The 11,359-nt window shown below is 34.5% G+C and carries 12 protein-coding genes and 2 tRNA genes; 7 read left to right on the top strand and 7 right to left on the bottom strand.

Annotated features, from left to right (window positions below):
- Together QZ276_RS09855 and QZ276_RS09850 are read left to right on the top strand one after the other, a co-directional pair.
- Positions 1-621, top strand: a 621-nt coding sequence (locus QZ276_RS09855) for an RNA-guided endonuclease TnpB family protein (RefSeq protein ID WP_292487562.1), incomplete at its 5' end; no start/stop codon positions are given.
- Positions 622-1,176: 555 nt separating this feature from the next.
- Entirely contained in the window at positions 1,177-1,686 is a 510-nt protein-coding gene (locus tag QZ276_RS09850; RefSeq protein WP_292487561.1) for a small multi-drug export protein, read from the top strand.
- 10 nt (positions 1,687-1,696) lie between these two features.
- Here QZ276_RS09850 and QZ276_RS09845 read toward each other — a convergent pair whose 3' ends face one another.
- Positions 1,697-1,912, bottom strand: a complete 216-nt coding sequence (locus tag QZ276_RS09845) for a DUF1059 domain-containing protein (protein WP_292487559.1) — start codon at positions 1,910-1,912, stop codon at positions 1,697-1,699.
- A gap of 111 nt (positions 1,913-2,023) precedes the next feature.
- Positions 2,024-2,107: transfer RNA gene (locus tag QZ276_RS09840), tRNA-Leu, on the bottom strand.
- A gap of 120 nt (positions 2,108-2,227) precedes the next feature.
- On the opposite strand from QZ276_RS09840, the gene QZ276_RS09835 reads away from it, so the two are divergent.
- From QZ276_RS09835 to QZ276_RS09820, 4 genes are all read left to right on the top strand, one after another.
- Positions 2,228-2,989 carry an MBL fold metallo-hydrolase gene (locus QZ276_RS09835; RefSeq protein WP_292487557.1) on the top strand — a complete coding sequence of 254 codons (762 nt, stop codon included), beginning with the start codon at positions 2,228-2,230 and terminating at the stop codon, positions 2,987-2,989.
- 57 nt (positions 2,990-3,046) lie between these two features.
- On the top strand, positions 3,047-5,461 hold the full coding sequence (gene ppsA / locus QZ276_RS09830) for a phosphoenolpyruvate synthase (RefSeq protein WP_292487555.1): 2,415 nt from the start codon (positions 3,047-3,049) through the stop codon (positions 5,459-5,461).
- 87 nt (positions 5,462-5,548) lie between these two features.
- Positions 5,549-6,574 (top strand): DUF21 domain-containing protein, encoded by a 1,026-nt coding sequence (locus tag QZ276_RS09825; protein ID WP_292487553.1) that lies wholly within the window; start codon positions 5,549-5,551, stop codon positions 6,572-6,574.
- Positions 6,575-6,607: 33 nt separating this feature from the next.
- Entirely contained in the window at positions 6,608-6,820 is a 213-nt protein-coding gene (locus QZ276_RS09820) for a hypothetical protein (protein WP_292487551.1), read from the top strand.
- 353 nt (positions 6,821-7,173) lie between these two features.
- On the opposite strand, the gene QZ276_RS09815 is transcribed toward QZ276_RS09820, so the two are convergent.
- From QZ276_RS09815 to QZ276_RS09795, 5 genes are all read right to left on the bottom strand, one after another.
- A complete protein-coding gene (locus QZ276_RS09815) occupies positions 7,174-8,103 on the bottom strand; it encodes a hypothetical protein (RefSeq protein ID WP_292487549.1) in 930 nt (309 codons plus the stop codon).
- 198 nt (positions 8,104-8,301) lie between these two features.
- Positions 8,302-9,018 (bottom strand): ATPase domain-containing protein, encoded by a 717-nt coding sequence (locus QZ276_RS09810; RefSeq protein WP_292487547.1) that lies wholly within the window; start codon positions 9,016-9,018, stop codon positions 8,302-8,304.
- Between the two features lie 90 nt (positions 9,019-9,108).
- Positions 9,109-9,181: transfer RNA gene (locus QZ276_RS09805), tRNA-Gln, on the bottom strand.
- Positions 9,182-9,234: 53 nt separating this feature from the next.
- Positions 9,235-9,642: a hypothetical protein gene (locus tag QZ276_RS09800; RefSeq protein WP_292487545.1), complete on the bottom strand. Its 408-nt coding sequence runs from the start codon at positions 9,640-9,642 to the stop codon at positions 9,235-9,237.
- A gap of 26 nt (positions 9,643-9,668) precedes the next feature.
- Positions 9,669-9,998: a DUF2551 domain-containing protein gene (locus QZ276_RS09795; protein ID WP_292487543.1), complete on the bottom strand. Its 330-nt coding sequence runs from the start codon at positions 9,996-9,998 to the stop codon at positions 9,669-9,671.
- Positions 9,999-10,132: 134 nt separating this feature from the next.
- Between QZ276_RS09795 and QZ276_RS09790 the strand changes: the two genes are divergently transcribed.
- The gene (locus QZ276_RS09790; RefSeq protein WP_292487542.1) at positions 10,133-10,636 is read left to right on the top strand and encodes a hypothetical protein; all 504 of its coding nucleotides are present in this window, start codon (positions 10,133-10,135) and stop codon (positions 10,634-10,636) included.
- Positions 10,637-11,359 lie beyond the last annotated feature (723 nt).

Below are 11,359 nucleotides of genomic sequence, written 5' to 3'. Positions count from 1 at the left end.
AAAGAAACACCTCAAAAACAGGAATTCGATGAAAACAATACTGTCGGAATCGATGTAGGCATCAAGGATTTCGCTGTTACATCTAACGGTGAAAAAGTCGATAATCCAAGGTACCTGAAAAATTCGATTGAAAGATTGAAGGTATTGCAGAAAAGGCTCAGCAGAAAAAAGAAAGGTTCTAATAATTACAGGAAACTGAAACACCAGATAGACAAGTATCATGAGAAGATTAGCAACCAGAGAAAAGATTTCCAGCATAAGTTAAGTTCCAGGTTGATAAGCGAGAACCAAGCTGTAGCACTGGAAAGTTTAAATGTAAAAGGACTGCTGAAAAATCATAATCTTGCACAGCATATAACCGATGCTTCATGGAGTAGTTTTGTACAGAAATTGGAATATAAAGCAGAATGGTATGGTAAATATATCATCAAGATAGGACGATTCGACCCATCAAGCAAAATCTGTCATGTATGTGGATATTATCATCAGGATTTAGAACTTAAAGACAGAGAATGGGAATGTCCTGACTGCAAAACGACACATGATAGAGACATCAACGCATCAGTTAATATTAAGAAATTCGCGTTGGATAAACAGAATCTAATTTCACCTTCGGGATGAGGGGTAGTGCCTGTGGAGTTGTGTTCGTCAGAACAAACTATGAAACAGGAAGATCTGTCCGAAAGGGCAGAGTAATTCACAACTCATCCTTATTGGTCTATTTCCCTTTCCATCTGCACCATGACAATCAACACAACTTCCACCATGAACATAGACCCAATGAGGTCCAGAACTTATCTGGATTTTATCGCCCGATTTATTAAATCCGGTATAATAAATCGTTTCACCATTTGATTCAAAACTGTTTTTTAATTTTGGTCCTGATAAGACCTTCCCGGACCATAACCTGGCCCTGTAGGGTCATATGAGTTTTCATTGATGTTTGGAGGGTATAGTTGATACATCAATAAAGGAATTGAATCCGCAACAACAATTGCAAGGATAATTATTAAAATAATAGTGCTGGATTTTATTAAAATTCCCCCCGTTATTAATAGAAACTGTCCATATTTTAGTTTATCTCTTAAAACAACACATTTACAGAAGCAATAAAATAAAGTGGCCAATAATTAATTTTATAAACTGGATGTTGTAGATAATAAATGCGGATTAGATATGTTTTTGTACGATGTTATCTGCAGGATAGAAGAAACAATTCCCTCTTGGCTTTCTATTATAGGTATAAGTATGATGCCGTTTCCTGAACTTAGAGGAGCTATACCTATTGCAATAACAGTGTACAAAATGAATCCACTGGTTAGTTATTGTCTGGCGGTTATCGGCAATATCATTCCCATATATCCTGTTCTGGCATCACTTGATGTTTTAACCCGCAAATTGAGAAGGTTTAAAACTTTGGATTCATTAATCGAAAAATTGTTTTCTAAAACCCACAGATGTCATTCAGCCAAATTTGAAAAATACGGGACGATTGCTCTTGTACCGATTGTGGCTCTACCACTTCCAATGACAGGTGGATGGTCTGGATGTGTGGCAGCCTTTATATTTGGAATTCAGAAAAAACATTCATTTCCTGCAATAGTTTCTGGAATATTGTTATCAGGTGTGATTATTACGGCTCTCACGCTTTCAGGAATTAATGTGTATCAAATTATCTGTCCTTAAACAAAATACATTAAAGCGCTCCACATCCACAACTTCGACCTGCAAGGGTTGATATTCTGTATTTGAGGTCTTTGATGTCATCCTCATCCAAATTATCAAGTTTTTCCTTGTGCTCTTTTTCTAAATGGTCAAACATTTTTTCTTCGACCTCTTCTGCGGAGTTTCCCACTGCCATATAATCGCATTTAATCCCCAGTCCCAGATCATTGCCTTTGATGATTTTCATAATATCCACTCTACTAATATATTATATCCTATGGAATATAAAACTGATTATAAAAGATAAAGTAATCAACTGGAAAGGTTCAAAAATCAGTTACCTAATTTAGAAACAGTATGCGAGGGGTGGGATTTGAACCCACGCAACCCTTCGGTACCAGATCTTAAGTCTGGCGCCTTTGACCAGCTCGGCAACCCTCGCAGGTTGTAGTATCATATTTATTGATAGTTCAACTATTGAATATGCAAAGGGGTTTTTAAAACTATTGGACAAAACTCCATGATTAAAGTTAAGTTACTTAAGCCTTATTATAGTAGTAATATGAATATAAAGTTTCTTGGAACAGGAGTAGCCATCCCACAGACTGATAGAATACAATCAGGGATTATAGCAGAAATCGAAGGAAAACCCATCCTTTTTGACTGCGGAAGCGGTATTTTAAACCGGATATTTGAGAGCAGATATAATCATACAGATATTGACACAGTAGTTCTTTCCCATCTGCATCTTGACCATGTTGCAGATGTGTTATGTCTTATGAAAGCCAACTGGCTCTGTGATAAAACCAACATTACAATCTATGGTCCAGAAGGAACAAATGAATGGATGACAGGTTTGCTGGAAATTTACGGATACCTTCAGGGCAAATCCGATATCAATATAATAGAAATATCTGCAGGAGATACTTTTACACCTGATGGGGTCAACTGTAAAATAACATGTTCAAAAGGAGTACACAGCGTTCCATCACTTGGATATCGGATTGAATCAGATGGGAATTCAATAGTATATTCGGGAGATACAGAACCCTGCAAATCAATAATGGATTTATCACAGGATGCAGACCTTTTGATACATGAATGTTCATTCCCCTGTGGTTTTGATGTAACATACCACACAACACCCGATATGCTTGATGGGTATATAAACTATTATAATACTAATGCCTCCTGTTTGTATCTGACGCATCTTTATCCACAAATGCAGGGTCACGAACAGAAAAGTATAGAATACCTTAAAAATAACCTGAAAACTGTACAGGACGTAAAAATCGCTACTGATTTAATGGAAATCAATATATAAATAAAACAATCGTTCTATATACCAATAAATTGTAACTGTTAATTGAAGGGAGTGGTTATGAAATACATACAATGGTTTGAAGAAATAACAATGGATGATGTTCCTGTTGTAGGAGGAAAAAATGCATCCCTTGGTGAAATGTATCGTAAACTAGTATCTGAAGGCGTAAATATACCTAACGGCTTTGCTGTCACAGCAGATGCTTACTGGCATGTTCTTGAATCAGGCGGAATTCTGGATGAATTAAAAAAAACTATGGAAGGACTGGATATAACTGATGTCTCAGACCTTTCTAAAAGGGGAAAGAAAGCCCGTAATTTGATACTTGATGCTGGTATTCCACAGGATTTGTGGGATGAAATTAAACAAGCCTATGACTATCTCTGTGAACAATATGGACCTAATACCGATGTTGCAGTCCGTAGTTCAGCCACAGCAGAAGACCTACCCAATGCATCTTTTGCAGGACAACAAGAAACCTACCTAAACATTCACGGATATCATTCCTTAAAAGATGCTTGCATCAGATGTTTTGCATCCCTGTTTACAGACAGGGCAATCACTTATAGAGAAAACAACAATTTTGACCATTTCAAGGTAGGACTGTCTATAGGCATCATGAAAATGGTTCGATCAGACCTTGCTTCAAGTGGAGTTATATTTACTCTTGATACTGAAACCGGTTTCAGAGATGTGGTTTTGATAACAGGATCTTATGGACTGGGGGAAAATGTTGTCCAGGGACAGGTTAACCCTGATGAGTTTTATGTGTTTAAACCTACAATTAAAAAAGGATACAACTCCATTATCAGCAAGTATCTTGGGAACAAAGAAATCAAGATGGTTTACGGTAGAGGTGAATCAAAGGCACTGACCCGAAACGTAAACGTTCCTGATGCTGATAGGAAACGGTTCTGTATAAACGATGATGAAATATTAACACTTGCAGGTTATGCCATCAAAATCGAGGATTACTATTCCAGATATTACAAAAAGTCACAACCCATGGATATTGAATGGGCAAAAGATGGCGAAACAGGACAGATTTTTATAGTACAGGCAAGACCCGAAACCGTTCAATCCCAGAAAGACCTCGATGTTCTGGAAACCTATACATTAAAAGAAAAATCAAGCCCGCTTGTAAAGGGTAAAAGTATCGGAGATAAAATAGCTTCTGGTACGGCCCATGTTATATCTGATGTATCAGAACTTTCCTCATTTAAACCTGGAGAAATACTGATTGCTGACACCACAACTCCCGACTGGGAACCCGTCATGAAAACTGCAGGTGCGATTGTGACAAATAAAGGAGGCAGGACATCCCATGCCGCAATCGTTAGCCGGGAATTAGGAGTTCCCGCAGTAGTCGGTGCAGTAGATGAAAATGGCCTTGAATCAACTGAAAAAATCCAGACTGGAAATAAAATAACGGTTAGTTGTGCAGAAGGTGATGTAGGCTATGTTTATGATGGTGAACTATCATATGATGTCGAAAAAACCAGCCTAAAAGAAATGGGAAGACCCGAAACAAAAATGATGATGAATATCGGGAATCCAGAAATAGCTTTTTCATATGCAAGAATTCCAAACGATGGTGTGGGACTTGCCAGACTTGAATTTATTATCTCCAGCTATATCAAAGTCCATCCTATGGCACTGATACACCCTGAAAAAGTAGAAGATGAAAATGTTATGAAAAAAATTGATGGACTTACAGCCGGCTATAGCAGTAGAGAAGAATATTTTGTAGACAAACTATCACAGGGTGTTGGTATGCTTGCAGCCGCGTTCTATCCTAACCCCGTTGTAGTTAGGATGAGTGATTTCAAATCTAATGAGTATGCAAATCTTATCGGTGGCGAATATTTTGAAATTAAAGAAAATAACCCTATGCTTGGTTTCAGAGGAGCCTCCAGATACACCCATGATAATTACAGGGAAGGTTTTTCACTTGAATGCAAAGCTATGAAAAGGGTAAGAAATGAAATGGGACTTACCAATCTTGTTATAATGATTCCTTTCTGCAGAACAATTAAAGAGGGTGAAAATGTTATTAAAGAGCTGGAAAAGAATGGTTTAAAAAGAGGAGAAAACGGTCTTGAAGTCTATGTCATGTGTGAAATTCCAAACAACATCCTTTTAATCGATGAATTCAGCGAGTTTTTTGATGGTTTTTCAATAGGTTCCAACGACCTGACACAGCTTACACTCGGTATCGATAGGGATTCAGATATACTCTCCAAAGAATTCGATGAAAGAGATTCAGGTGTCAAGAAGAGTTTATGTGCAGCTATTCAGGGAGCTAAAAGAAATAACCGCCATAGTGGTCTCTGTGGACAGGCACCAAGTGATTATCCCGAATTTGCAGAATTTCTGGTTAAAGAAGGGATTGAGTCTATATCATTAAATCCGGATGCATTGATGAAAACTACGCTTAAAGTTCTTGAAACTGAGGAAAAATTAAAAAAATAATATAAACCATCTAAAAACTAAAATGAAACACTCCGATTAAATGTTCAGGTGATAAATGAATTAGAAAATAAAGGATACTGAAATAACATGGACCCTATAATCATATGGATTCTTATCATTTTCTGTTTGTCCCAATCAGCGATGTTTTCTGGTCTTACCATAGGACTTTTTGGATTAAGCCGGTTGGGGCTGGAAATTGAAGCTGAAACCAGACATAAAAACGCTATCAAAATCCTACAATTGAGACGAGATGCTAACTTCCTTTTGACAACCCTTCTCTGGGGGAATATGTCGGTTAATGTTTTGCTTACACTACTTACAAATTCTATAATGGCGGGAGCCACAGCGTTCCTGTTTTCCACATTTAGTATAACATTGTTTGGAGAGATAGCACCTCAGGCATATTTTACACGGTATGCTTTAAAAGTAGGTGGACACCTTGTTCCAATTGTTAAAATCTATCAGGTAATCTTCTATCCGGTAGCCAAACCATCTGCAATTTTGCTGGACAAATGGCTTGGTAAAGAAAGGATGCAGTTTTTCAAGGAAGAATATCTCAGGATAATGCTTGAAAAACATATAGAATCCACAAGAACAGAAATCGGTAAAATGGAAGGTCTTGGTGCACTTAATTTTCTGCAGATTGATGATATATCCATATCTCAGGAAGGTTCAATTATTGATCCTGACAGTATTATCACGTTACCCTTTAAAAATAATCGTCCGGTATTTCCTGATATTACCAGAGACCCATCAGATCCATTTCTGCAGAAACTGCAAAAGTCGGATAAAAAATGGGTTATAATTACCGATTCTGATGATGAGCCAGTTATGGTACTTGACTCTGATGCATTTTTGAGGGATGTCATATACAAAACCGGGTCTTTCAATCCTTTCAAATACGCACACAGACCCATTGTAGTGAGAAATCCGGATACAAAACTTGATAAAGTAATCAACCAGTTAATAGTATTCCCCGAACATGCCGAAGATGATGTTATAGATAAAGACCTTGTAATCTACTGGAATAAAGAGACAGAGGAGAAGCGAATAATCACTGGCAAGGATATTCTTGGCAGGCTGTTGAGAGGTATTGTAATACGTGTGCAGTAATTTATATATAAAATCAGTTCAAGTTGATAATACATGAGTGATATAACAGACAAACCAAATAAAAATCCGATTATATTGCTTGTTGCAATAGGTATAGCATTAAGTGCTGGGCTTTTTTATGGTATGATGTGGTTTGCAGAAGAACAAAATCTAATCATGGTAATATTGACTGCATCAGCCGTTGGTTTACTGGCTGTTGCCATTACAAAGGTTATAAGTTATTATTACCAAACTAGAAACTTATGATTAATTGGATTTTTCAGACAAAATATTTGCAACAAAGTGCAATATAGTATAAAATTATATGATTTCTAATTCTTAAAATTAAACTATATTTATTAATTAAGTTTAAATATTATAAAGACCAATACTTGTATGGTTGTAATTGATAACCAAAATTACAATTTTACACCTTCGGTACGAGGGGTAGAGCCTGTGGACTTGTTCCCATAAGGGAAAAGTATGAAACAGGAAGCACTTTAAATCATAGATTTTAAGTTATCCTTAAATTTTTAATTTAAGGAGCCAGTTGGTCTTTAGCCAAGTGGTAGTTCACTAAAACTAAATTTTGGCTGGTAAAAAAAGAAAGGGATATTAGTTTATCCCTGCTGTTTTCTCTCTTTTGCATATGCAACGATGGCATCTTTTATACCATATTTGAACGCAATTATAATTGCGACACCCCAGGCAAGTGGCTGGAGTATAACATAGAATACCCCGATATTGACAAGCATTGTGTCCAATGCTATGAAAATCACTAGAAGGAGTAAAACACCTCTCAGCATCGGAAGAAGAACATTTGCACTTTCAATGCTCATTCCTTTCATGAAATTATCGAGGTATTTTTCAAATACACCGATGGCAAGAAGTCCACCTATTAATATTAAAATACCTGCTGCAAGGTTTGGTATATATTCAACAATTCTTCCGACAAGGTCTGCAATTATACTCAACTGAAGGACGTTTAGTGCCGCTGTTAAAAATAACAGGTAACCAAACAGCTTTATAAGCCCAGATATTATTCCAGAAATGCTTGTTCCACTTGCCTTTATTGCATTTCCTATAGGGCTTTCTGCTACCTTATCATTCAATTCTGTTGTCTCAAGCACTTTCTTAACAAGATCAGCTAAAAAGTCAACAACAAGGAATCCAACTACCAATATAATAGCTGCTGATGCTATTAGTGGTATGAAGGCTATAACATCCGTCAGGAAATCACTAACAATCTGGATCTGCAATAAATCGATAATGATTACAGCAAATACCAGATAGACAAACCAGCGTATGATGGTATCAAAAAATCCGGTCGTTGTTATATTAGATTTACTAATCATTTTACCAATGGCGGTCTTGTCAAGTATAATATCCAGCCCAATTTTTTCCAGTATTCTAGAACCAAGTTTCCCAAGACCTTTACCAACAAATCTACCCACTATTAACAAGACAATTATCGCAACTAATAGTGGTATAAACTCTATCATCTGACTAACCATGTTATATAAACTATCCATAATTGGTGTATTAACCAAAATAACCCCCCACATATTTACTTTCAACGTAGCAATAAATTATATGAAGTTTTGATATTTAAAAAGTTAAGAAAAACAATTAATTAATTATTTTTAGGAATTTAATTGCTTAACAAAAAAGAATGTTATATTTAACCTAAGGTTCAAAATTTAGTATACAGCGTATAAATTATACTTTTTAATATGTTTTAATACAGGTTATAAATCCACATTGGATTCCAATAGGGTAATACCACCAGAAGTGATATCGTACAGCATAAGTTCAAGTGATATTTCAGTATCACGCATTTTCGGTATATACATATAACGTTCCATTTTTTCAGTATAAGGGTTTTCTTTAATCATAAGTTTTATAGAACCAAATGTTGAGTATTCTGCAAGGTTATGAGTCAGATTATGCGCAGTTTCATCCATCACATAAAGTGCAGAATAGCCATTTTCAGAAAGTTCATAAGTCAATGCATCAAAATTATTTCTAAACTCGTAGGTACTTAAACCGATGGAATATACACCGATATTATCAATAACAACTACTTCTGAATCGTTTGATATAAGGTTAGGGATTTCTTCAAGGTCTATACGTTCTATTGTTAAACCTGCACCCCGGATATCTGATTCTTCTGTTTCAAAAGCACGCTTCCTGTAAGTATCTACAATATCCAGATATCTGTTGTTGTAAAAATCCCTTAAACTTAAATTCAGTACATCTGCATGGGTAAGTATATCTTCAGGAGTTTCTTCTGTTGCCACTATAGTACATTTTTTGCCGTCATAACATGCTTTGTTCAAAAACTGTAACCCAAAAATAGTTTTTCCAGTTCCCGATGAGCCTGTGATGATTATACCTTTACCTTTGGGAAAACCACCTGATATTTTTCCATCCAGTTCATCGATTCCAGTAGATAACCTTTCCATAGTTGATTAATTGAAATATAGTTTCTTAAACTTTGGCAATATAAGGTTATTTATTTGGTTGTAAAAATAAAAAACTAGTAATTAAAATGATAGCCCGGCACGGATTCGAACCGAGGTCACGAGGTCCAGGGCCTCGTATGATTGACCACTACACTACCGGGCTACATTCGTCTGCTGTTCATACAGATTGTAAATGTTAATTATAAAGTTTTTGGTTTATTTATCCATGTTCTCAGGATTATCACCCAAAACGGCTGTCCACCACCATTTAGCCATATCCATTAATTCTTTACTAAACTGACCTGATATACGGTATTCCTGATTCCTTGTTGTTATAAGACCTGCTCCAAGAAGTTTGTTTCTCATGGAATAGAATGACGCTCGCCCTATATCCAGTTCTTTAATAATATCTTTCCATTCACTGGTTTTTAAAGGATTGTTATTTCTCTGGCGTTCTTCAATCATTAAAATAAACTCTTTGCCACGTTCTGCTGTAGCATCTTCCTGGAACAGTCTACGCATTAAGCTATAAAATGGGTCCCTTGTTTGCGTTATCCTACCATGTGAATCTGAACGAACAACGAGAGTTGTTGAAGTCTTTGGTGCATCTTTTACGTACGACATATTTAGTTACACTTTACAATTTAAAATTATGTTTCCAAGTTAGCTGAACGATATTTTGAATACAATATTGACTTTATCAAATCGACATATTCATCTTTTAATGTATATACCATATGTGTTTTATATGATTCTTTGTAAGCTCTAAGAATACCCAGTTTAGAATGAATATATCCCACCATTGAAGCGACTGAACTTCTGGATATATTAAACTTTGTTTTAATAGCCTCATAGAGATCATCGACTGTAACATTTTTTTCTTTCAAAAAGAATGACAATACACTACTTCGGAGACCACTTGTATCGAGCTCAACAAATTTTTGCAACCGCTGTTTTATTTTAGAGCGTATGGAGTCCACTATAATCCCCTCCTGCAGATTGCACTGATTTATTATAGATTTATTGATATATAAGTTAGTAAAATGTGTTATAATTACACATTACTAATTAATATATTATAAGTGTAAAATATTATTTAAATTTGGTGAAATATATGGAGAGTAAATATCACCTTGAGACTGGAACACTCTACATAAATGGATATATTACACCTGCCTATAAATTCGAAAAAAATGAAATAGGTACATGTAGTTCCTGTAATTTTGAAATGGCAAGTATTAGTTACCACATATACAAAAACTGTTATCTAGTTGTTACCAAATGTGTATCATGTAAGAAATTGTATCTGAATATATTTAATAATATATGGGACTGGCAGAACGAAATTCCATTGAATCTATTAAATAATAAATCTTTAAAACAATCAGAAGATGTTAAATCTCAAAATGATAATACAAACGATATTGATGAATATGATGAATTGGAAATGTTAAACAATATACCTGTTAAGCAATTGGGAACCATATTTTCACCTACTGAAATCGAAGCTATGTTTGCAAAAGCACGCGGGGATAGATATACTCGTCAATATCTATACCGTGCAAGGAAGAAATACCAGGATTTTGAGGATGTCTTTGGTATAAAGTTGACTATATAAACTTATTTTTTTTAATATCTATCAAGTCTCAATTTTAATCGTATATTACTAGTATATCTTAATTTTTTATAATTTTCATTTTTATTAATTAAATTTTATATATAAATTATTATTTAATAAATAATAAAATTTTAATTGTAACAACTAAAAATTACAAATAAATAAAATTTACATTGTAACAATTAGTTGTTACATACAAACTATATTTATTAAGTCAAGAAATAACAAACATTTAGTATTAATTTATGTTAAACATTAATTTTTTATTTTTAGTACAGGATTAAAACTGAAGATAACAAATTTCCAACCAGTAGCTAATATATATAATATAATGACCAGTTTTTAATTACTTTAAGTTATAAATATTCCATAACAGAGTTATTATCATTATTTATTCCTATACACTATATGATTGAAGTTTTGATTAATACAAACACCTGTCTTTTAGTTCATTCATTTATTACAAATACTATAAGAATACAGGGTTTTGTGCCGACAACCCCACCTTTAAACAGCAAAAAAATCTCGAAAATGCACATTTAATACTATGTTCTAATTTTATTCCCAATCACTTTATGAATGAACATAGACAATAATTAACTCAAATCACTAATTTACACCTATGTTTTTTAAGTATTTTTTAGTTTAATACCCCTATACTATACAATACTTAAAATATAATATAAAAATAGATATATAAAAATATAATATCGAATTTTTTTT

Source organism: Methanohalobium sp. (assembly GCF_018609725.1).
Lineage (GTDB): Archaea > Halobacteriota > Methanosarcinia > Methanosarcinales > Methanosarcinaceae > Methanohalobium.
Note: the sequence above shows the minus strand (reverse complement) of the source record. Positions and strands in the feature narration are given on the sequence as shown.